This window comes from Mucilaginibacter gotjawali (genome assembly GCF_002355435.1).
GTDB classification, from domain to species: domain Bacteria; phylum Bacteroidota; class Bacteroidia; order Sphingobacteriales; family Sphingobacteriaceae; genus Mucilaginibacter; species Mucilaginibacter gotjawali.
The window spans coordinates 4,743,080-4,764,098 of the sequence record NZ_AP017313.1 but is presented as its reverse complement, the minus strand read 5'-3'; the positions used below and the strand labels follow the sequence as shown (position 1 = coordinate 4,764,098).

Annotated in this window: 20 protein-coding genes; 7 read left to right on the top strand and 13 right to left on the bottom strand. The window is 42.7% G+C overall.

Annotated elements, in window-relative coordinates; translation table 11 throughout:
- From MgSA37_RS20985 to MgSA37_RS20970, 4 genes are read right to left on the bottom strand one after another with little or no spacing between them, the layout of a single operon-like run.
- A complete protein-coding gene (locus MgSA37_RS20985) occupies positions 1-1,182 on the bottom strand; it encodes a DUF4350 domain-containing protein (RefSeq protein WP_096354729.1) in 1,182 nt (393 codons plus the stop codon).
- On the bottom strand, positions 1,179-1,934 hold the full coding sequence (locus MgSA37_RS20980; protein ID WP_157750666.1) for a hypothetical protein: 756 nt from the start codon (positions 1,932-1,934) through the stop codon (positions 1,179-1,181). The genes MgSA37_RS20985 and MgSA37_RS20980 overlap by 4 nt, the downstream gene beginning before the upstream one ends.
- Positions 1,935-1,936: 2 nt before the next feature.
- Positions 1,937-2,833 carry a hypothetical protein gene (locus MgSA37_RS20975; protein WP_096354727.1) on the bottom strand — a complete coding sequence of 299 codons (897 nt, stop codon included), beginning with the start codon at positions 2,831-2,833 and terminating at the stop codon, positions 1,937-1,939.
- A 6-nt stretch (positions 2,834-2,839) separates the two neighbouring features.
- Positions 2,840-3,793 (bottom strand): stage II sporulation protein M, encoded by a 954-nt coding sequence (locus MgSA37_RS20970; protein WP_096354725.1) that lies wholly within the window; start codon positions 3,791-3,793, stop codon positions 2,840-2,842.
- Positions 3,794-3,878: 85 nt separating this feature from the next.
- Here MgSA37_RS20970 and MgSA37_RS20965 point away from each other — a divergent pair, with 85 nt between their 5' ends.
- Positions 3,879-4,604 (top strand): RDD family protein, encoded by a 726-nt coding sequence (locus tag MgSA37_RS20965; RefSeq protein WP_096354724.1) that lies wholly within the window; start codon positions 3,879-3,881, stop codon positions 4,602-4,604.
- On the opposite strand, the gene MgSA37_RS20960 is transcribed toward MgSA37_RS20965, so the two are convergent.
- Both MgSA37_RS20960 and MgSA37_RS20955 read right to left on the bottom strand, forming a co-directional pair.
- Complete coding sequence (locus tag MgSA37_RS20960; RefSeq protein ID WP_096354722.1) at positions 4,586-4,936, bottom strand: DUF2752 domain-containing protein; 351 nt, start codon at positions 4,934-4,936, stop codon at positions 4,586-4,588. The genes MgSA37_RS20965 and MgSA37_RS20960 overlap by 19 nt on opposite strands.
- Positions 4,937-4,948: 12 nt before the next feature.
- Positions 4,949-5,416, bottom strand: coding sequence for a DUF5684 domain-containing protein (locus MgSA37_RS20955; RefSeq protein ID WP_183475879.1), 468 nt, complete (start codon positions 5,414-5,416; stop codon positions 4,949-4,951).
- 138 nt (positions 5,417-5,554) lie between these two features.
- Here MgSA37_RS20955 and MgSA37_RS20950 point away from each other — a divergent pair, with 138 nt between their 5' ends.
- The gene (locus tag MgSA37_RS20950; RefSeq protein ID WP_096354721.1) at positions 5,555-6,982 is read left to right on the top strand and encodes an L-serine ammonia-lyase; all 1,428 of its coding nucleotides are present in this window, start codon (positions 5,555-5,557) and stop codon (positions 6,980-6,982) included.
- 53 nt (positions 6,983-7,035) lie between these two features.
- Positions 7,036-8,337 (top strand): aminotransferase class V-fold PLP-dependent enzyme, encoded by a 1,302-nt coding sequence (locus tag MgSA37_RS20945; protein ID WP_096354719.1) that lies wholly within the window; start codon positions 7,036-7,038, stop codon positions 8,335-8,337.
- Here the strand turns inward: MgSA37_RS20945 and MgSA37_RS20940 are convergent.
- From MgSA37_RS20940 to MgSA37_RS20925, 4 genes are read right to left on the bottom strand one after another with little or no spacing between them, the layout of a single operon-like run.
- Positions 8,334-9,062: an SGNH/GDSL hydrolase family protein gene (locus MgSA37_RS20940; RefSeq protein WP_096354718.1), complete on the bottom strand. Its 729-nt coding sequence runs from the start codon at positions 9,060-9,062 to the stop codon at positions 8,334-8,336. The two genes, MgSA37_RS20945 and MgSA37_RS20940, sit on opposite strands and share 4 nt — an antisense overlap.
- Positions 9,063-9,093: 31 nt before the next feature.
- A complete protein-coding gene (locus MgSA37_RS20935; protein WP_096354716.1) occupies positions 9,094-9,816 on the bottom strand; it encodes an SGNH/GDSL hydrolase family protein in 723 nt (240 codons plus the stop codon).
- Positions 9,813-10,538, bottom strand: a complete 726-nt coding sequence (gene lipB, locus MgSA37_RS20930; RefSeq protein ID WP_096354715.1) for a lipoyl(octanoyl) transferase LipB — start codon at positions 10,536-10,538, stop codon at positions 9,813-9,815. The genes MgSA37_RS20935 and lipB overlap by 4 nt, the downstream gene beginning before the upstream one ends.
- The gene (locus MgSA37_RS20925; protein WP_096354713.1) at positions 10,528-11,178 is read right to left on the bottom strand and encodes a 4'-phosphopantetheinyl transferase family protein; all 651 of its coding nucleotides are present in this window, start codon (positions 11,176-11,178) and stop codon (positions 10,528-10,530) included. Before MgSA37_RS20925 ends, lipB begins: the two co-directional genes overlap by 11 nt.
- 97 nt (positions 11,179-11,275) lie before the next feature.
- Here MgSA37_RS20925 and MgSA37_RS20920 point away from each other — a divergent pair, with 97 nt between their 5' ends.
- From MgSA37_RS20920 to MgSA37_RS20905, 4 genes are all read left to right on the top strand, one after another.
- Positions 11,276-12,130 (top strand): phytanoyl-CoA dioxygenase family protein, encoded by an 855-nt coding sequence (locus MgSA37_RS20920; protein WP_096354711.1) that lies wholly within the window; start codon positions 11,276-11,278, stop codon positions 12,128-12,130.
- A 112-nt stretch (positions 12,131-12,242) separates the two neighbouring features.
- Positions 12,243-13,430: a Gfo/Idh/MocA family protein gene (locus MgSA37_RS20915; RefSeq protein ID WP_096354709.1), complete on the top strand. Its 1,188-nt coding sequence runs from the start codon at positions 12,243-12,245 to the stop codon at positions 13,428-13,430.
- Positions 13,431-13,679: 249 nt separating this feature from the next.
- A complete protein-coding gene (dcd, locus tag MgSA37_RS20910; protein WP_096357639.1) occupies positions 13,680-14,216 on the top strand; it encodes a dCTP deaminase in 537 nt (178 codons plus the stop codon).
- A 560-nt stretch (positions 14,217-14,776) separates the two neighbouring features.
- Positions 14,777-15,487 carry a transposase gene (locus MgSA37_RS20905; protein ID WP_197706031.1) on the top strand — a complete coding sequence of 237 codons (711 nt, stop codon included), beginning with the start codon at positions 14,777-14,779 and terminating at the stop codon, positions 15,485-15,487.
- 433 nt (positions 15,488-15,920) lie between these two features.
- Here the strand turns inward: MgSA37_RS20905 and MgSA37_RS20900 are convergent, their stop codons facing one another.
- From MgSA37_RS20900 to MgSA37_RS20890, 3 genes are read right to left on the bottom strand one after another with little or no spacing between them, the layout of a single operon-like run.
- Positions 15,921-19,193, bottom strand: a complete 3,273-nt coding sequence (locus MgSA37_RS20900) for a type I restriction endonuclease subunit R (protein ID WP_197706030.1) — start codon at positions 19,191-19,193, stop codon at positions 15,921-15,923.
- Between the two features lie 38 nt (positions 19,194-19,231).
- A complete protein-coding gene (locus tag MgSA37_RS20895) occupies positions 19,232-19,783 on the bottom strand; it encodes a uracil-DNA glycosylase family protein (protein WP_096354708.1) in 552 nt (183 codons plus the stop codon).
- On the bottom strand, positions 19,774-21,018 hold the full coding sequence (locus MgSA37_RS20890; RefSeq protein WP_096354706.1) for a restriction endonuclease subunit S: 1,245 nt from the start codon (positions 21,016-21,018) through the stop codon (positions 19,774-19,776). Before MgSA37_RS20890 ends, MgSA37_RS20895 begins: the two co-directional genes overlap by 10 nt.
- Between the last annotated feature and the right edge of the window lies 1 nt (position 21,019).

Below are 21,019 nucleotides of genomic sequence, written 5' to 3'. Positions count from 1 at the left end.
TTACCTTGATTTGGTATAAAATTCTTCTATAAAATTGTCTAATTTAATAAGGTCACGATCGGTAACGTGATCCTTTTCATTTATATAATTTAAGTAGTCGACAAAATTTTCGGAAAACGTTTTGTCGAAACCAAATTTGCCCGACAAATTCTCTTTAAATTCTGCGTCAAGGCTATTGGTTTTAATTTGGAATTCATCGCGCAGGCGCGACAAAAAATAGAGAATATTTTTCCGGGCGATATTTGCGTTGTCGCGTTTTTCGTAATAAACCTGGCCGACTACATTAACAAAATCCAGCGTTGAATTGCTTAGTGGCTCAATAACCGGAATAACGCGCTGGCGCCTTTTAATTTCAAATAGTACGAAAGCTAACAAGGAGAAAAGGGTGATGTAATAAGCCCAAGCCAAAGTAGCATGACTAAAAAATACCCGCATAGGCGAGTCGTTTGTTTCATCACCTATGGTATAATATTCATCCCAGATAACCTGGTCGGTATTTTTTACAAATGACAGTGCTGTTGAGGCGTATGCGCGGCCCTGGACATTGAGCATGCTGTAATTGCCAAAAAATTTGGGATTGGCCATTAAATATAAGGCACCCTTACCCATCTTGAATTTCAGGAAATTAGCCCGATGCTCGGCATTTTCGCCGATTACAATGGTTTTGGAAGTATCAAAATTATTGAAGTAAATATTCCCTACACCTTTTAACAAGCCATAATATTTATCAGGATTTAAGGCGGGGCTTAAAAAATGCACGGAGTCGGCTTTGTTTAAATTAAAGGTTTGTCGTGTTTCAACTTTTAATTCCTTTTTGATCAGCTTTCCAAAATACTTTGCGCCTATAAAAACATCATTGCCTGCTTTTACATATTTTACCAATTGGTCATAATCAGTTTCAGTAAGTTCCACATCAGGGGCCACGATGATGTACGATGTATTTTTTACAGAATCTTCGGCTAAAACACTATATACCGGTTGGCGGTAAGTAACAATATGCGCACCGGGATATATATCATTTAACCTTTCGAACATGATATAGGTTCCGAAAGGTATTTTATCGTTATGATTTAATGTATCGATCCAGTTAATTGATTTAGGGCGATTCGCCTCCGCAATAATGTACAATACCAGTAAAATGCCGGCGCTGATCAGGTATATTTTCAGGCTTTTGCTTTTCATAGTATTTGTTTTTTAAAGTCCTGGAAAAGCTGGTAAATTCCGTTAAAGCCTTTTTGATCTATAGAAAAATTACCATACCATATATATTCAAATTCCTTTGTTAATGAGCTGAAGGTTTGTTTTTGTTCCGCATCAGTTAGCTCATATAAATAGGCGGCATTGGTTTTATCAATTTGCCAGGTTATTAGTTTGCCATCGCTGAGTTGTTTCAGGCACTTTAAGTACAATAGGCGTACGCCAAGCCGATAATTATGTTGTGAAATGGCCTTTTCAATTTCACTATCAAAGTCTATCCCATGAATATCTTCCAGTGATTCCGTAAAGGGGACCTGTATTTTTTTCGATTCACGCCGCCATAAATTAGATACGTCGATCCCCAGTGATTTTAAAACAATATATACCACAAAACCAATGGCGATGGCCAGCAACAGGTATTTTAAAAAGGTTGCGCTGCCCGGAACTGAAATAAACGCGCTTTTAATCTTGGACCAGAGCCAATCGATAATATAAGCTACCCATGCCCAAAACCTTGTCCAGGCTGACATGTCATATGCCGTACCTTCGCGGTAATCAAAATCCTTATCATGGTTGAACTTTTCAATTGCCTGATCGCTGATTTTTTTTACTTCTATTTTTGAACTGTCAGGCCTGATTTTTGCCTGGATATGTTTTTTGCCGGACGCAAGGGCCGTAGTCAATAAAAATATTGAAAATACCAACGAAAAAATAAAGACGAAAACCCGACGCATCATATTTAGTATTCTTCTTTAGGATGGGAAGAATCGTTTTCATTGCTTTTACCGAACTTATCAATTCGTTCCATTAAACCAAGCCCTTCTTTTTCTTCTGAAAGGTTAAAGTAACATAATGCTACCGCGATAGCTGATAAGGCATATGCAAGCATCAAAATATTCCTTAATGCGCTAAAAAATATAAGCAGGGGGAGTGTAAAGCTTTTGTTTGAAAAGAAACTGGAACCAACAGTGAGAATAGTTAGGGGAATACCCGCAAACGAGCTGGCAATGCCAACGATCAATGAAGTGATAAATATAATGCCGAATACAAACCACCAATTATTTTTAATTAACTTAAAACTCCGGTTAAAAGCATAACTGAATGAAGTGTTTTCGATAATAATAATGGGGATGACCAGGTAGAAAACGTTGGCAACATAAATCCCTGGGAAAACACAAAGCAGGAAACCAACTCCTATTAAAATTGCAATAACAATACCACTGCCGATCACCCTGAAAAAATAAAATTTAAAATAGCCCCAAACTTCTTCAAAAGTTGGTTTTAAATTTCCTTTTTGAAGATATACCGAGATATAACACAATGTTACCATGTGTATGCAAACCTGTAACATGATCATAACAAAGGCATTAAAAAGCAGGCTCACAAAATAAGTAACCGTATATTCAGGCACATTATATGCATTTGCATTGGCATTAAACGGGAACGCCCCTCTGTACAAATTCATCATCCCCATATATTGAAAAACTGAAGTTACCGTACCAACAACTATAAAAAAGCCGCAGATAATAAGCAATGAAAGAAATAATGGTTTGAAGTTTTCCTTTAAAAAAGTAAAAGAATCGTTAATTACCTGTCCAAAGTCCCGTGTTTTTCTAAGCTCAATAGGTTGGTTCATAAAAGGTTATTTATTGTGATTTAATTTTCGGTTAAGGTGTCTGGGGTATATAATAACATACCAGCTAATAAACAAGAACGACCCGGTTAATATAGCAATACTTATCCATATCGGCATATCAGTTTTGCGGGTAATAAAACCCTCAAAAAAAGCTGCGGTTAAAAATACAGGGATCAGGCCTATTGCTATTTTTAGTCCGTCTTTTGCACCCTTTTTTAAAGATTCAAATCTTGAATAGGTTTTTGGAAAAAGAAAGCCGTTACCCATAGCAAGCCCCGCACCGCCTGCCAGTATAATAGCAGAGATTTCGAGCGTACCATGACACCATATCACCAGGATAGATTGCAAACCAAAGCCTTTGCTAAAGAAATAATATTGGAATGCACCCAGCATAACGCCGTTTTTTAGCAGCTGATAAATACTCCCTACCGAAAAAAAAATCCCCATTACAAATATCATCAATTCAACCATAATGTTGTTTGCAGCAATGCCGACAAACATTAAAAACGGATTTGATTGTTTATAAACGCCAAAGGGATCGCCCTTGGCAATATTTGCATTGGTCATGTTAACATATTGATCGCCCATGATCAGGCGCACAAACGTGTTATCATATTTTGCAGAAAGGGCACCCATCAGGCTAAAAACCATGAAAAATAAGAAAGAATATAAAAGCGCTCTCCGCTGTTTATAAAAAACTAAGGGCAATTCATAACTCCAGAAGGTGACGAACCTATTCGTTTTTTCTTTTTTATTCTTATAAATAGATTGGTGGAAGGTAGAGGCCAGCCCATTTAAATATTTAGTGGTGTTTGATTTTGGGTAAAACGTTTTGGCGTATGCAAGGTCATCTGTTATTTGAATAAAAGATTCGGCAAGTTCATCCGGGCCGGTATTTTTCAAATCTTCATAGCCTTTCCACTTTTCTTTACCTTGTTTTACAAATAAAGCCTCACGCATTTTTTTTGGGATTTTTTTGTTTAAAATAGTGACAAATTTTTAATCTGCAATCATAAATTAAATAACAAATATATATTTGTTAAAAATGGGAATAATCACAATACATACAACCCAAAACATAGATATTGACTATGAGATAGGGGGGCTTGGCGAACGCATCCTGGCACGGATAATTGATTTTGTAATTTTTATCCCGTTTTTATTTATCGGCATTTTTTTTAGCGTGTCGGGTTCTCAAACTGCTATCATTATTTTTTATGCGTTTTTGGCTTTAATTTTTGTTTTTTATGACCTGGTTTGCGAGGTGTTTTTTAACGGGCAAAGCTTAGGTAAGCGGGCCGTTAAGATACGCGTGATCAGCTTGGATGGAGCCCGGCCGAAATTTAGCCAGTTTTTGTTACGGTGGTTGTTCAGGATGGTTGATTTTAGCCTGACGGGTGGATTATGTGGACTGGTAACAGCTGCGGTTACTGAAAACGGACAGCGCGTAGGTGACCTTGTTGCAGGAACAGTTCTTATAAAAACATCGCCCCGGACCACCATGAATAATATTGCCTTTCCTTTGACAGAAAGCGCTTACGAACCGGTGTTTACGCAGGCCAGCGAATTAAATGACAGTGATATAGCCCTGATACATGAAGTGATTGCCACCTATTTTAAAAATGGCAATAATCAGCTTGTTTACAATATGGCCGATAAGATCAGAAATCATCTTGGCATATCCCTGCCACCGGATATGAACAGTATGCAGTTTTTACAAACTATCATTAAAGATTATACGCACATAACTTCTCAGGCTGATAGGTTGTAGTGATGGTATATCGACCATAATTTAACACAATAACTGATCAATACGATACCGCCTGTTAACACAAACAGCGACTTCTTTACAATGTCTTTTGAGTTGTCGAGCTTAAAAAACGTATCGGCAATGCCGTATAAAAGGAAAAGGATAACAGGAATTGTTGCGGGATATAATGCAAAACTAGAATGCCAGTTGCCTTGCAACATTTCCAGCAACGAACGCTGAAAACCGCAACCAGGGCAATCAATACCGGTCAAGGCTTTAAATGGGCATTTTAATAAATGATTTTGCAGCCATTTAATAAAAACTAAATGGCTGCAAAATATTTGTAAGTACATATTTATTAAGAATTAAACCTGGGGCGGACTATTAGGGTCTTGGTAGCCCGAAGAATCAAATGGCTGCCGTGGTTTTAAGCCGCCTGCTTCTGCTGCTGATGGGCCGAGGTATTGATAATTGCCAAACCCTAAGATCGGCCAAAAAATAAAACCTAGCAGTATTAAACCAATGGTAAAACCTTCACTTTGTCCAAAACTCTTGCTCAACAGGTTTAAAGTCCAAACCAGAAAAATAATGTTTACGCAAGGTATGATGAATAAAAAGATCCACCAAATGGGTTTTCCCACAATTTCAAGTAATACGATTAAGTTGTAAATCGGGATAATACATGCCCAACCCGGTTTTCCCGCTTTGGCATAAACTTTCCATTGCCCGATAACTACAATAAGCCATACGATAATAATAGGGATAAGCATCGCTGCAAATAAAGCCATAATGCCAGCTGCTGCGCCGGCTGATGATGAATCGTAACTTTCCATGTGTTTTTGTTTTTGATTGGATTTTGATTAGGATTTAAATATGATTTGAATGTATCAATTCTATTTTGGAATTTCAAACTTTTAAGTAAAAAAAATGGTACACGATGAAAGGTGTTCATACAATTATACCTTTGTTCTATGCAAAGAGAGCAGATTTCGGTATTTGATATTTTCAAGATAGGCATTGGCCCTTCAAGTTCTCATACCCTTGGCCCATGGCGTGCGGCCCAGCAATTTGTGCAGTCACTTATTGATAAAAAGGCGCTGGAATTTGTTGAAGAAGTCAAAATTTTGCTTTACGGTTCACTTGCTAAAACCGGCAAAGGGCATGGTACGGATATCGCGATACTTTTAGGCTTAAGCGGCGATGACCCGGTAACTTTTGAAGTTGATCAGGTGATTCCGAAAACTGCAGAGATCCGGAAAACAGGTAAGTTGCTGGTTGGCGGAAAACAAGAAGTTATATTTAATGAATCGGAAGACCTTTTATTTCTTTTTAACGAAAGTTTGCCTTTTCACCCTAATGCGGTAACCTTCCAGGCGTTTTTAACAAACGGTGCGGCAATCTCCGAAACCTATTACTCTATCGGCGGTGGTTTTGTGGTTAAAGAAGGCGGGGATGGGCAAACAAAAACCGACGTTGATTTGCCTTTCCCGATAGAAACGGCCAATAACCTGCTGCACTGGTGCATCAAAACCGGGCTCAAAATATCAGAAGTAGTGATGGAAAATGAGTCCGCATGGCGCACCGAGCAGGAAACACGTAGCGGCGTACTCAATATTTTTAAAGCCATGAAGGAATGCATCTACCGCGGTTGCCATACCACAGGGTATTTGCCCGGGGGCTTAAATGTAGCCAGGCGGGCCGCGAGTTTGAACAGGAGGCTTATTGGCAACCGGGTTTATACCAATTATGACGAATGGGTAGACGCGGTGCGGGATACCGGCAACAGCTTTCAAAACATACTGGATTGGGTAAGTTGTTTCGCTTTGGCTGTTAACGAGGAGAATGCTTCATTTGGACGGGTGGTTACCGCCCCGACCAATGGCGCCGCAGGCGTAATACCAGCAGTTTTACAATATTACCTCGTTTTTTGCGATGGTTATACCGATGAGCGGATCATTCAGTTTTTATTGACCGCATCCGAGGTGGGCAGTATTTTTAAAAAGGGGGCGACCATATCGGCAGCTATGGGCGGCTGCCAGGCGGAGATCGGGGTATCGTCGGCTATGGCTGCCGCGGCGCTGACCGAATGTTTGGGCGGCACCCAGCGCCAGGTTTTAATGGCTGCGGAAATTGCTATGGAACACCACCTGGGCATGACCTGCGACCCCATTGGCGGCCTGGTACAGGTGCCCTGCATTGAGCGGAATACGATGGGTGCCATAAAAGCTATCACGGCATCGCAGCTTGCCCTGCAAACGAATCCGGATAACGCCAAGGTAAGCCTGGATGCGGTAGTTAAAACCATGTGGCAGACGGCTTTGGATATGAATTCAAAATATAAAGAAACCTCGGATGGCGGCCTGGCTATCAATATTCCGTTGAGTTTGCCGGAATGTTAGGTAATTTTTATGTTGCAGTTTGATTGTTTAATTGCAAAAGCTTAAATTCGTTCATGACAAATGACCGCCGCGTATTTTTGAAGCAGGCTGCCGCCCTTGCAGGTGCTTTTTCCGTTAATAGTCTTTTTAACCAGGTTCATGCCGCAGATTGGAAACAAGCATCGCAAAAAGTAAGCCATCTGAGCGATGCGCAGATAGCCGAAGATGAGGATTTTTGGCGCGTGATACAGCAATCATACACCGTAAGCCCCAATATCATCAACTTAAATAATGGCGGCGTTTCACCGTCGCCGCTGGTAGTACAGCAGGCTGTGGAACGTTATAATCAACTCACCAACGAAGGGCCGTCATACTACATGTGGCGCATTCTGGACCAGGGCCGCGAACCCTTGCGCGAAAAGCTGGCTGAACTGGCAGGGACACTGCCGGACGAAATTGCCATTAACCGCAATTCAACGGAAGCACTTAATACGATGATTTATGGTTTGGACCTTAAAGCCGGCGATGAGGTGATCGGCACGAAGCAGGATTACCCGCATATGATACAGGCCTACCGGAAACGGGCTATCCGCGATGGCATCGTATATAAGCAGATCAGTTTTGATTTCCCCATTGAGGATGATGCCGAAATTGTGAAAGCTTATGAAGAGGCGATCACGCCAAAAACAAAACTTATCCATATCACCCATATGATCAATTGGGTTGGTCAGATCATGCCGGTGCAAAAAATAAGCGATATGGCGCATGCCAAAGGCATTGAGGTTCTTGTAGACGGTGCACATTCATTTGGTTTACTGGATTTTAAAATACCCGACCTCCATTGCGATTATTTTGGTACCAGTTTGCATAAATTCCTGTCGGCACCAATAGGCAGCGGGATGTTGTGGATCAAAAAAGAAAAGATAGAAAATGTTTGGCCGATGGTATGCGGTGACAAACCCCATGATGGCGACATCCGTAAATTTGAAGATCTGGGTACCCGCAGTTTCCCGATTGAACAGGGGATAGGCGAGGCCATCAATTTTCATGAAGGCATAGGCAGCAAACGCAAAGAAGAACGGATCCGCTTCCTGAAGAATTATTGGGCATCAAAAGTTCAGCACATCCCCAAGGTTAAACTGCATACCTCGTTAAACGCCAAATATTCCTGTGCTATCTGCGGCGTAAGTGTGGATGGAATGACGCCCGGCCAGCTGGAATCTGCCCTTTTTGATAAATATAAAATACATACCGTTGGTATTAATTGGGAAAATATCAGTTGCGTTAGGGTAACACCGCACGTTTACACTTCAATAAATGACCTTGATAAACTGGTTAAAGGGATAGGAGAGATAGCCGCCAAAGGAAAAAGTTAATTTTTTAATTTGCGGGTCACCAGGGGGGCAAGCAGGTTAGTCCACAAGGTATACATTTTTTTTGACGGGTGGAGTTCATCCGCTGCGAGTAGCGTAGTGTCTGTGGCCGCCAGCCGCGAAATATCAGTGACGTTGAGGTAATTGGCCTCAGCTTGCAGAGTGACGCTTTTATTTATATCGTTAAAAAGGTCAATCTGCGGTCCGATCGTACTTCCCTGGCCTTTCGCAAACGGCGTTACACCCCAATCCGGTATCGACAAGACAAAAACATGGCTGGCTTTACCACCAGCTAAATTGATGGCGGTATTTAATATTTGAGCAAATTTCAATCGGTAATCGCTAATACTTAGCCCTTGTGCTTCGTCGTTTACGCCAATCATCAGGGTAACTAATCCAAATTTTGTACTGCCAATCCCGCTTCCGCCTACTGCGTTGATCAGATCAACCGTCGTCCAGCCTGGTTTAGCAATTTCAATGGGGGGCAGTATATGAATGGATCGTTTATTTAATACGCTATCCAACAAGTAAGGGTAGGTGTCATTCTGGTTTACATCTACTCCTGCTGTATAGGAATCGCCTAATGCAAGGTAACTAAGTGTATCCGAAGCGGTAGTTTTGGTGGTATCCGGAAGCCTAATAGCAACAGCAACCGGAACGGTCGCCGCTTTTTTGGTGCATCCGGATAACCCGGCAAGTAACAACAGCATAAATAGCAACCGTTTCATAACACATTTCTAAGCGATTTTTTTGAGCGGTTCATTTTTTTAATTCAGTCGCCAGCATCGGCGCCAGCTGTTTAACCCACAATAAATACATCTTGCCTGACGGGTGCAGGCCATCGGGAGCAATCAAAGTTGGATCGTTGGCCGCAGTTCTTGATATCGCTGTTATATCAAGATAATTAACTCCAGCCTTCAGGCTTATGGATTTGTTAATGGCATTAAATTGATCTATTTCCGGCCCTATTTCACCATCACGCCCGCCCGCAAAAGGTGTTACCCCGTAATCGGGTATCGACAATACAAAAACCCTGCTGGTATCGCCGTTTGCAAAGGTTATTGCCGTGTTTAAAACCTGGGCAAACTTTATTTTATAATTATCCTGGCTCAGGCCCTGGAATTGGTCGTTTACACCGATCAAAAGTGTTACAAAATTGAATTTTTTACTTGTGATGCCGCTCTTGGCAATCGCAGCGATCAGGTTATCAGTTGTCCATCCGGTGGTGGCAATAATTTTCGGAATTTCTACGTTAAAGGAATTGTCCCTTAATGCGCTTGTCAGCTGGTACGGGTATGATTCAGCGGAAGGAACGGCTTCCCCAATGGTATATGAATCGCCTAAGGCAAGATAGGATAGAGAATCCGTCATAGGTTTTGTTTTAGTTGTTGTGTCTACCGTCATCAGCCGGGCTACATCGGCCTTTTTATTACATCCTGATAATGCCGTTATCGCTATTAATATAATCTGTAATGTTTTCATACCATCTCCATATTGAACAATACGGAAATATGGTGTTTAAGGATTTTTTTTACTTGAATTATATCAACTTCATACCCCAACTCTCTTTGCATCGAGGTTACATCTTTATCATCAATACCGCAGGGGACTATATTTTTAAAATAATCAAGATCGGTATTTACATTAAATGCCAGGCCATGCATGGTTACCCACCTGCTGCACCTGACGCCCAAAGCGCAAATTTTGCGGGCCTTGTCATTATCTGCATCGAACCAAACACCGGTATAACCGGGGTATCGTCCGGCGCGCAAACCAAACTCTGCAAGGGTTAATATAACGGCTTCTTCAAGGGTGCGCAGGTATAAATGTATATCGGTAAAAAAATTGTCGAGGTCGAGGATAGGATAGCATACGATCTGTCCCGGGCCATGGTAAGTGATATCGCCCCCGCGGTTAATCGGGTAGTAGGATGCTTGCTTTTCAATAAGTCCCTTTTCGTCTAAAAGCAGATGCTCGGGTTTGCCGCTTTTGCCCAGGGTATAAACGTGCGGGTGTTCGCAAAATACAAGGTAATTGGGCGTTAAGGTTTCCTCTTCGTATTCATCCCCTTCAGTGCCGGCTTTGCGGTTGCGTATCTCGGTTTTTAAATTAACAATCGCGGAAAATACCTCTTCCTGCTGATCCCAGGCTTCTTTATAGTCTATCAGTCCCCAGTCTTGCGCAATAACCTTTTTATTTTTCATCTTCTTTGCCTTTCACATAGCCCACCATATAATCATGGTATTGCATATAGCCAACTTCATATTCAATGTCGATATTATCTTTTTTCAGCCTCGCATTCACCACACCATGTCCCTCAAAATTAAAAGGCTCCAAAAAGATGTTATGTAAAAACGAAACCTCTTTTTGCCCGAAACATTTATATACCGCCTCTTTTACACACCAGCAAACATATAGTTCCTCTATCCTGCGATCGGGCGAAATAAAATCAAGTTCTTCCTTGCGCATAAATTTATGGGCGATGCGTTCAACCTTTTGTTTCACCTGTTCAATGTCAATCCCCACAGGCTCCTTGCTGATCATCACCGCAGCATAATCAAAGGAATGGCTCAATGAAATATGGTAAGGGAGATGCACCAAATAAGGTTTGCCATGGGCATCTACTTTACAATCGATATATTCATCAGTGCGCAGCATTTTACGCAACAAAACGCGCGTACCTAACCAATGCAGGTTACGCTTGCCTATTTTAAGCTGCTCGTAATAAGCCTTTTCTTCGTCGTTTAATTGGAGTTGGCTGTACAGATCCTCAGCCTCTTCCTCAATCTTCCAGATCGCAAATTCAGTATCGTCATCAACTTGCTGCCTGTATGCTATAGCCATAAAAGTAAAATTGCAAAAAGGATAACAAACTTATGTCAAATAAACCTAAATTGTATCGCTTTTCAGCAATAATAAACCAGGACTTAAAAAAATTACCATGCTAACAGAAATATTGACGCCTGCACAGGTGGGGCTTTACCATCAGCAGGGATACCTCATTTTAAAAGGCTTTTTTAATCCCGAAGAAATCAACAAATTATACCAAACCGCGCTGGATGACAACGCCATGCGCAACAACGCTTTGGACGTAAACGATAAAAGCGGCAAAAAAAGCAAACTGTCGCTATGGTTTACGCCGGGCAATGATATTTTTGGCTACATGACCCGCAGCAAAAAAATGATCAGCGCAGTAAAGCAATGTTTGGGGGGCGAAGCGCCGGTTTGCCACTTCCACTCCAAACTAATGCAAAAGGAACCAAAGGTTGGCGGGGCCTGGGAATGGCACCAGGACTACGGCTACTGGTACAAAAACCAGTTTATTTTCCCTGATGAAATGATCAGTGTGATGGTAGCACTGACAGAAGCCAACAAGGAGAACGGCTGCCTGCAGGTGATCAAAAGTTCGCACAAGCTGGGCCGGGTTAACCACGGTTTTGCCGGCGAACAAACCGGCGCCGACATGGTGATGGTAAACAACGCCTTAAAAACAATGGAGCTGGTGTATGTCCAGCTGGAGCCCGGCGATGCCCTCATCTTCCACAGCAATATACTGCACCGGTCGGAGGCTAATTTATCTGATCGTCCGCGATGGTCCATTATTTCCTGCTATAACCTGCAATCTAATTTGGCTTATAACGAAACATCAACCGCTTATAAAGTGCCGGTTGATGTAGTTCCCGATAGCGCCATACTGGAGTGGGACGCAGAATCGCTCTCCAACGCCGATTTCCTGAAAAAAGAAAACGACCCCGGCCTGAAAGACACCGGCTGGGAGAAGCAGGTGGAGGTTTAAGTCTTCAGTTCAAAGTCTTGAGTCTTAAGTCCGGAGTCTATAGTCTAGCTTTTTTGACTTTAGACTTTAGACTCGGGACTTCAAACTATCACAATTTAAAAATTAAAGAATAATGAACATAGCAATGTTAGGCTCCGGGTTCATCGCCCGTTTTTATGCAGACTCGCTGCAGGCGCAGCGCGCAAAAGATTCGCTCATCAGCGTTTACTCAAGGAATATTGATAAAGCTAAAAAGTTCGCGGATGATTACCACCTTGGTTTTTATTCGGACGATATGGATACCGTGGTTAGCCGGCCGGATGTGGATGCCGTGGTGATCTCGCTGCCCAATAACCTGCACGAAGCCGCCGTGGCCGCCTGCGCCAGGGCAAAAAGGCACGTTTTATGCACCAAACCCCTCGGCCGCAATGCCGCCGAAGCCAAACGAATGCTGGATATGGTAGAAGAAGCCGGCATCATGGGCGGTTACCTGGAGGACCTCTGCTACACCCCCAAATTCCTGAAATCGCTAAAGGCGGTGCAGGACGGTAACATTGGCAAGGTGCTTTGGGCAAAATCACGCGAGGCGCACCCCGGCCCGCATAGCGACTGGTTTTGGGATCACGAACAATCAGGCGGCGGCTGCATGGTCGACCTGGGTTGCCATTGCATCGAGATCAGCCGTGGTTTTATTGGCAAAAATATACGGCCGGTGGAGGTAATGTGCTGGGCCGCTACCCAGGTGCACCCCATCAAGGCCGAAGACGGCGCCATTGGCCTGGTAAAATACGCCAACGGCGCCATCGGGCAGTTCGAGGTGAGCTGGTGTTTCCGCGGGGGGATGGACCTGCGCGACGAAGTGATGGGTACCGAAGGCACCATCTGGCTCAATAACTTTTTGCGTACCGGCTTCGAGATGTTTAGCACCGGCAAGGGCGGTTATGTGGCCGAAAAAGCCGAAAGCAGCAGCGGTTGGCTGTTCCCGGTGGGGGATGAGGTACACGAGCTGGGTTATACCAATATGTTTACCGATATGTTTAACGCCATCGAAAACAAAACCGAACCCCTGGAAACCTTTTACGACGGCTACATCGTTAACGCCATTATCGACGCCTGCTACCTGTCGGCCAAAACCGGCAAATGGGAACCCGTGCAAATTGAAGGCTGGCGCGGCGACCAAACCGACGATTACGGCTCCAACTTCATTTCCTATGATGACGAACATTACCTCATCAAAAAAGAGATCCTCCCCAACGGCGACCGCAAACTGATCCTTAAACATAAAGTTACCGGCGAAGTAGTGGCCCTGGATGTGGAGTAGGTAAACCAATAACAAGGGGGTGTCACCCTGAGCCTGTCGAAGGGCGCGCGTAAAGGCCATTGTCCACATGCTTCGACTGAGCTCGGCATGACACCCTTTTTTCTTCTTCCAACATTCGTAAATCGTAAACCGTAATTCGTAAATCTTCACCCCTTTTTCTTTCCACAATTTCCAAAAACTTTTGTGAAAAACATGCCCTTGCTGTGCGTGCTAATAAGTTCTAATTTAGCCGCTTCAACCGCTGACCCCATGATACTATCAGACAAGCGCATTTTAGAAGAAATGGAGCAGGGATCCATTATTATAGAGCCTTTCAGGCGCGAATGTTTGGGCACAAACTCCTACGACGTACACCTCGGCAAACACCTTGCTACCTACCGCGACCGTGTGCTGGACGCCAAGCTCCACAACGAGGTAGTCCCTTTTGAGATCCCTAAAGATGGCTTTGTCCTGCAGCCCAATACCCTGTACCTGGGCGTAACCCAGGAGTATACCGAAACCCACCTGCATGTGCCCTTCCTTGAAGGTAAATCAAGCACCGGGAGGCTGGGCATCGATATCCATGCCACCGCAGGCAAGGGCGACGTTGGCTTCTGCAACACCTGGACGCTCGAGATCAGCTGCACCCAGCCCGTAAAGGTGTATACCGGCATGCCCATCGGCCAGCTCATTTACTTTGTGGTTGAGGGCGAGATCGAAACGTTTTATAATACCAAGCTGAACGCCAAATACAACAAACCCAGCACCCGCCCGGTGGAAAGCATGATGTGGAAGAATGTGTTTTAAGTCGATGGACCATAGTCCATGGTTCATGGTAGGAGTAGGAGTGTGCATAGTACCTTCCTCCCTTTTTGCCATGGACTATGGTCCATTGACCATCGACTTCCCCCTCCCCCCCCTTTTGCCATGGTCCATCGATCATCGACTATGGTCTTCCCCCCCGTTCCAGCGTTCCATTTTTTCGCGCGCGGAACACTGCGGAACGCTATGAAACACGCTCATTATCAGCATTTTTCATCTTTTAACAAATTACCGAACTTGGCTAAGTGATTGATAATCAAACCATATCGAATTTGCTTTTTTGACAATATCGCTGTAATCTACTGGTTATCAATTGTTTCGTATTTCAGGACTGGACAATATTGATTTTATTTTTATTTATTTTCCAATTAATTTGAATTGTAAATTTACGGTTTGCATGGGGTAGGGGTTCAAAATTTTAACCCTTACCACGGATACATATATTAACCCTACGGATTGGTAAGGGTTCAAAATTTTGAACCCCTATGGATAATATTTAATAATCGGGAATAAATTTTGAACCCCTACACATCTAAACCTGCACAATGAATATGGACAAAAAAACAAAATACAACCCGGCAATTCATCACCGCAGATCAATCAGGCTAAAAGGGTATGATTATTCGCAGAACGGATTGTATTTTATCACCATTTGCACCTATCATCGTGAATGTTTGTTTGGCGAAATTATTGACAGGAAAATGATATTGAACGATGCCGGTAAAATAGCCAACGAATGCTGGTTGAAAATTCCCGAACATTTTCCCGATGCTGTTTTGCATGAACATGTTGTGATGCCTAACCATGTGCACGGAATTATTGAATTAGGCGGCACGGCGGCGGGCGATGGAATTGCGGGGATACAAACCGTAGGGGAACCACCCGTAGGGGTTCAAAATTTTGAACCCCTACCGCAAAATTTTGAACCCCTACCGCAAAATTTTGAACCCCTACCGCAAAATTTTGAACCCCTACCACCAACGCCGTCACCAACGCCGTCACCATTACCGCCGCAAAATCAATTTCAACATATAATACCCCGTTCAATCGGGTCAATTGTTAAGGGGTATAAAATTGGTGTAACAAAATATTTCCGCAACAACATGGTATCGGTTCTAAATTTTCAACCCTACCATGTTTGGCAGCGCAATTACCACGAACATATCATCAGGTCCGAACAATCGTATTGGCGGATTTCGGAATATATCATCAACAACCCCAATGCATGGGAAAATGATAAATTCTACCGTGGGTAAAAAACACCTGCACATTGTCGTAGGGGTTCAAAATGTAGGGGTTCAAAATTTTGAACCCCTACCTAAACCCCTGCGGTGCATGGTTACAGGGGCAAAAAATGGAAAATATCCATCAATTGGTACCGTAATAAATATCGAAAACACCTGCACATAAACGGTCGGGGTTCAAAATTTTGAACCCCTACAGGCGGATCGAAATGACAACGTCTTTTCCATATTGTTCATCCTTCCCGCTGCCGCGGGTTTCTAACCCGTGGTACTGCATGGCTGCGGTTTTCAACCGCTCCTAAACGCCGTCAGGGCCAAACTTAGTTATAATTGTATACGCCGCCCTTCGCTAACCGGAAAGCAAGGTGCAGTTGAAAACCGCGGTAATGCAAACCACGAGTTACGCTCCGCTAAACTCGCGGAGGGGCGATAGTGAGATTGCATATTACGCTACCGCTCTTCCGCCGTTTGCCGCTTGCACAAATAGGTGATTGAATACAATATTGCATTTGGTATCGTACACGTTTTTGTCATAGGTTTCGGGCAGGTTTTTGTCTAATATATCTTGTATTACCAATTTTACCTTTAGTTGCGACTGTAAGTCTTTATGCCAATCCTGTAATAATACAGTAGGTTTTTCTTCGTATAGGCGATGTAACAGGCTTTTGGCAGCAAGTTTTACTTTTTGATCTTCCTCTTTGGTTAAATTTTCCTTTTTCAAAAGGTCAAAAATTTCCAATTCCTTTTCTGACAGGCCTTCTCTTGCAGCTCTCAATTCTTCTGCTTTTAGCTGGCCTACAAAATCAACCAGGTCGTTAAAGTAGTCTTCTGTTATTGACCCGCCGGAATTATAACGGTCAATGATCTGCTGAAGTTTTTGCGCAAAGCTGGTGCGGGTGATGTTTTTGGACATCATTTGTTCCAGTTTATTTGATATAAAGGCCCGCAGGTCGGCAATCTCAATATGCTTATAAGGCGCTTCTTTAAATTCTTCTTTAAGTTTATCTACGTCAAGTTTGCTAAGGTCTATTTGCCGCCAGGCTTTAATATTGTAGCTCGGCTCCGAAATGGTATCTTTTGAATTTTTAAACTCATCACTTGCCACAATACTTTCATCCAGCAGTTGGCTAATTCTTCGTTTTGCGCTATCAAGGTCATTCCGTTGGTTTTTGCCGTCAATAATCTGCCGCAGATAGCTGATTACCGCAACCAAAGGGAAGTCTTTTCTTCTCCCAAGAATTTCCGGCAGGCAAGCCTGGTAAAGCGCATCAATAGTGTTATCGTAAACAATGAATTGTTTTTTCTGATCGTCGTTTGCCAGAATGATATCGGCAAACTGATCAAACATGCCCAGCTTACCGAAGATTATTTCCGATTCTGTAATGGTTTTTAAATTGATGTCGATATTTTTACAATACTGATCGCATTGATCGATGGCATCCTGCAACAAAACATATAACTGGTCTTTTTCCTTTACCGGTGCATCTTCATCCGGCCGCTCGCCACCACCTATTTTACCGCCGCCATAGGAAGCAAAAGCTTCCCGGAGGTTTTTGAAAACATTATAATAATCAACAATCAAACCGTTCTTTTTGGGTTTGCCGTTTATTTCAAAATCTGTTACGCGGTTGGCCCTTGCAATAGTTTGCATCAGGGTATGGTCTTTCATTGGCTTATCAATATACAGTGTCGACACTGTTTCTGCATCAAACCCGGTTAGCCACATGCTGCATACAAAAACCAATTGCAGCGGATCAGTTGGTTCTTTAAATTTATCCTCAAGGTCCTTCCCGTTATCATCCGCTGTCAGCATTCGTTTGCGATGTATACGGATATCTAAGCCATTTTTTTCAAACTTTTCTTCTTCCCCCGCCTCTTCGCTTATAATAACCGCCATATCCGCCTTGCGCATCCATTCCAAAGTTTTCCGCAAGGCTTCTTTTTCCTTTTGTGTGATAGAAGAGTTTATTTGGGATTGGATAGCCCGTTTTTCTTCATCCCAAAGCCGTTTTACTTTGTCGTACATTTTAACAGCGGTAAACTTATCGAATGTGATCACCATTCCTTTACCCAAATAGCCGCGACGCGGAAAATGAAATACAATGTCTTTAGCAATGGTTTCCAGCCGGTCATCGCTCTTTAAAATGGCCATTTCCTGGCCAAACTCGTTCTCCAGTCGTTGCTGGTCAGCATCTGACAAGTTTTCGTCGCTAACTATTTCTGCCAGGTCATCGTCCAGGTCGTCGTTTTGCAGCAATACTTCAGGTACGCGTTTATGATAAAATAATGGCACCGTTGCCCCATCCTCAATACTCTGTTTAAAATTATATTCGGATACATTTTCGCCGAACCAGTCATTAGTAAGCTTTTTGCTTCCTAACAAGGGTGTGCCGGTAAATGCCATATACTGCGCATTTGGCAAACCGGTACGCATGTTTTCGGCCAGGTCTTTATACTGGGTACGATGAGCTTCATCAACAATTACGATAATATCGTTCCGGGTACTTAATACGGGGTAGGCTTTGCCTTTCGGAAACCGGAATTTGTGAATGAGCGTAAAAATATACCGGCGGTTGGTTTGCAGCAGTTCCCGCAATTCCTCGCTGTTTTGCGGGCGGCATTTTTCGGTTTTTGAAACAGCCCCGGCGCCGACAAAGTTTTTGTAGATCTGCCCGTCAAGATCGTCGCGGTCGGTAACAATTAAAAAAGTATAATTACCGGTGAATTTGCGGAATACCTTTCGCGCAAAAAATATCATGCTGTAACTTTTGCCGCTGCCCTGGGTATGCCAAAAAACACCCAATTTTCCTTTATTGCCGGTATCGGTATTTTCCTTGTCATGCTTTAGGCGAGCGCCAAAATTTCGGGCGGCATTATTAACGCCTAAAAACTGGTGATTTTTGGCCGCTATCTTTTTTACATCGTTATAATAAAGCAGGAAATTTTCGAAATAATCCAGCAGGCGGGCTTTTTCGCAAAGGCCCAAAATGGCATAATCCAAACTTACCGCGAAATCTTTTATCCGTTCTTTATCCGGTACTTCGTCTTCGTTTTCAACTCTTAACCAGTTTAAAAAATGATTATAGCCCGAATTAAAGCTGCCGACTTTGGTTTCGAGGCCATTGCTTAAAATGCAGAGCGCGTTATAATGAAACAGCAATGGAATGTCCTTCCGGTAATTGGTGAGGTTATCATCATAAGCGTTGCGAAGCGCTATCGTGCTATTTTTCAGTTCGATAAAAATTAATGGCAGGCCGTTTACAAAAACAATCAGGTCGGGCCGGCGGCGGATATAGGAACCCTGCAGCCATAATTGCGACACTACCAGGTAATCGTTTTGCGATTCGTCAACCAGGTCAATTACTTTAATGGTGACCGGTTCGTCGCGGTCCCGGGTGTTTTTTATGGTGGTTGTAACACCGTCGCGCATTAAAAAGTACAGTTCCTTATTTGCCTGGAAGTCGGTTTGATCTAACCTGGTTTTGGTGAGTTGGTCAACGGCAAAGTCTATCGCTGCCTCCGGCGCGGCGGGGTTAAGATGAATTAGCTTTTTCCTTAACAGCGGTTCGATTACCACTTCGGTTTCCATTGAACGGCCCGTTAAGTCCGCCAGCAAACAATTTAAATGGCGATAGCCCAAACGACCGGTAAAAATGCCCAGTATAGCCTGTTCAATTTGATCTTCAGAAATGAAATTGGCTATAAAGGTTCGGGCCATGGCTATCGGTTCGGTTTTATGGTGATGGAAAAGCTAATTTAAGGTCTTAAACATGTATGCTGTAAAATAATTGTATCTATCCATTGTTGTTGTTTCTCCGGGCTGTGAAACCGGGCCGGGGTTTCCAGCTTGCAAAATCGAATATTTTTTTGATTGCAGTAACCGGCTATTAAATTTATCCTTGCCCGCATATTGGGGATCCCGTTAAATGTTTTTCTGGTAAAATAAATCGCCTTTAAATTTGGGAGGGTATCAATCAAATCATTTATTTCCTTCCATGTTTCTATGTGGCCGTCAATAAAATCATCATCAACATTATTCTCTTCTCCTACGGGAATGTCCAACGAATGGATGATATCGGCAAAGTCTATTTTATGGGCTACCATAAACTCCTGCTTATTGAGAAGAGCAGCCTCTTTAAGCGAATCTAATCCCCAGCATTGTGGCAATAAATACCATAAAAAGTTCCTGGGCCTGCCATAAAAAAAATCAGGCCCGGCCGGAATATCAGGGTTAAATGTACCGAGTATTAAGATCTCTGCTTTTGGATTAACCTGGTGATCCCTGAATTTATGTAAAACTATGGGCATACTAATTCCTCTCTTTCGGTTTTTACTTTTAGTTTGCCGCTGATTAAACGAGGTAGCAAGCGGTCGCGGATTTGACGGAGTTGAGTATTTTGTTGTTGCAAGTTTTCTATTTGTTTGAATATTGGTTCAGCCAAATTATGATATTGTTTCACAATCTCTTTTTCAGGCACAAGGATATTGACCTTTTTAAATGTTCCCTTTGTGATTTCAAGAAACGTTGATCCACTGGCCATCATTTCAAAAGTTTCTTTATTAAAAAGTATCCAAAAATATAGAAAGATGTAGGGTAACTCATCATTTGGAATGCAAGTAATAAACCCTTGATTTGTGCAGCCAATGGATGAATTGATCCCGACAGCGCCTATAGTAGCCCTGCTTGTCATCATAATGGAATAAGCCGGGAACAATTTTGCGGAGCTTTCTTTCAAACCTCTTTCAGAGACGCAATTTTTAGCTTCGTTTAAAAATATTCCATCAGATCCGGTAATATCTGTTGGAGTGAACCAATTTATATTGCCGCCCCAGTATTCGTCTTTTTCCGTAGATGGAGTCCCACCACCAATGACTTCAAAGGCATTGACGATTTTTTTCATCTCCCACCCCTTCGGTATTCCCTTTTCAAATTTAGCCATCTTATATCCCGGAAAACGCATCCTCACAAACCACTCTTTATAAAGTTCACGGGCAGTTTCCTCTAGAACTGTGATACGTTGATCGTTAACTTCCATTAATTCATCATAGGTGCCTAATAATGAAGCAATTTTTTCTTGGGCAGATTTACGCGGATATTGAAGTGGAATTGAACGAATCATTTCCAGGCTTAAAAACCCTTGGGCTGAACCACTCTTTATGGCTTCTACATAGTTTTGTACAGCATCTGTTTTTAAATAGTAAAATAAAAACTTCGGGTCTACCTCTTCCTTCGGCCTAATAATTGCCACACTGCTTGATATTCCAAATTTATCATTTTCCGAAATTAAATAAGGAGCGCCAATTGAACCAATTATACTAAAGATCAAATCGTTAGGTTGTGGCCTTGTTAATGCTTTTGACGAAACCTTAAAGTGCTTTTCATAATCGTTATTTGAAATAAAACTAACTGAGGATAAATCTATTCCAGCTTGTTTAAAGTTTTTTGAAGACAAATATGGTATACCAATATCAACCCTTTTGATGCTTGCGTGTGCTCCGTCCCCTACTAAACACTTCGCTCCTAATTTCTCTTGGGTTTGCATA

Coding starts and splice junctions, on each gene's coding strand:
- MgSA37_RS20980 (WP_157750666.1), bottom strand. CDS start 1,934: ATGATGCGTCGGGTTTTCGTCTTTATTTTTTCGTTGGTATTTTCAATA.
- dcd (WP_096357639.1), top strand. CDS start 13,680: ATGATACTATCAGACAAGCGCATTTTAGAAGAAATGGAGCAGGGATCC.
- MgSA37_RS20920 (WP_096354711.1), top strand. CDS start 11,276: ATGCTAACAGAAATATTGACGCCTGCACAGGTGGGGCTTTACCATCAG.
- MgSA37_RS20950 (WP_096354721.1), top strand. CDS start 5,555: ATGCAAAGAGAGCAGATTTCGGTATTTGATATTTTCAAGATAGGCATT.
- MgSA37_RS20985 (WP_096354729.1), bottom strand. CDS start 1,182: ATGAAAAGCAAAAGCCTGAAAATATACCTGATCAGCGCCGGCATTTTA.
- MgSA37_RS20925 (WP_096354713.1), bottom strand. CDS start 11,178: ATGGCTATAGCATACAGGCAGCAAGTTGATGACGATACTGAATTTGCG.
- MgSA37_RS20960 (WP_096354722.1), bottom strand. CDS start 4,936: ATGTACTTACAAATATTTTGCAGCCATTTAGTTTTTATTAAATGGCTG.
- MgSA37_RS20945 (WP_096354719.1), top strand. CDS start 7,036: ATGACAAATGACCGCCGCGTATTTTTGAAGCAGGCTGCCGCCCTTGCA.
- MgSA37_RS20905 (WP_197706031.1), top strand. CDS start 14,777: ATGAATATGGACAAAAAAACAAAATACAACCCGGCAATTCATCACCGC.
- MgSA37_RS20895 (WP_096354708.1), bottom strand. CDS start 19,783: ATGCCCATAGTTTTACATAAATTCAGGGATCACCAGGTTAATCCAAAA.
- MgSA37_RS20915 (WP_096354709.1), top strand. CDS start 12,243: ATGAACATAGCAATGTTAGGCTCCGGGTTCATCGCCCGTTTTTATGCA.
- lipB (WP_096354715.1), bottom strand. CDS start 10,538: ATGAAAAATAAAAAGGTTATTGCGCAAGACTGGGGACTGATAGACTAT.
- MgSA37_RS20970 (WP_096354725.1), bottom strand. CDS start 3,793: ATGCGTGAGGCTTTATTTGTAAAACAAGGTAAAGAAAAGTGGAAAGGC.
- MgSA37_RS20940 (WP_096354718.1), bottom strand. CDS start 9,062: ATGAAACGGTTGCTATTTATGCTGTTGTTACTTGCCGGGTTATCCGGA.
- MgSA37_RS20965 (WP_096354724.1), top strand. CDS start 3,879: ATGGGAATAATCACAATACATACAACCCAAAACATAGATATTGACTAT.
- MgSA37_RS20955 (WP_183475879.1), bottom strand. CDS start 5,416: ATGGAAAGTTACGATTCATCATCAGCCGGCGCAGCAGCTGGCATTATG.
- MgSA37_RS20975 (WP_096354727.1), bottom strand. CDS start 2,833: ATGAACCAACCTATTGAGCTTAGAAAAACACGGGACTTTGGACAGGTA.
- MgSA37_RS20935 (WP_096354716.1), bottom strand. CDS start 9,816: ATGAAAACATTACAGATTATATTAATAGCGATAACGGCATTATCAGGA.
- MgSA37_RS20890 (WP_096354706.1), bottom strand. CDS start 21,018: ATGCAAACCCAAGAGAAATTAGGAGCGAAGTGTTTAGTAGGGGACGGA.
- MgSA37_RS20900 (WP_197706030.1), bottom strand. CDS start 19,193: ATGGCCCGAACCTTTATAGCCAATTTCATTTCTGAAGATCAAATTGAA.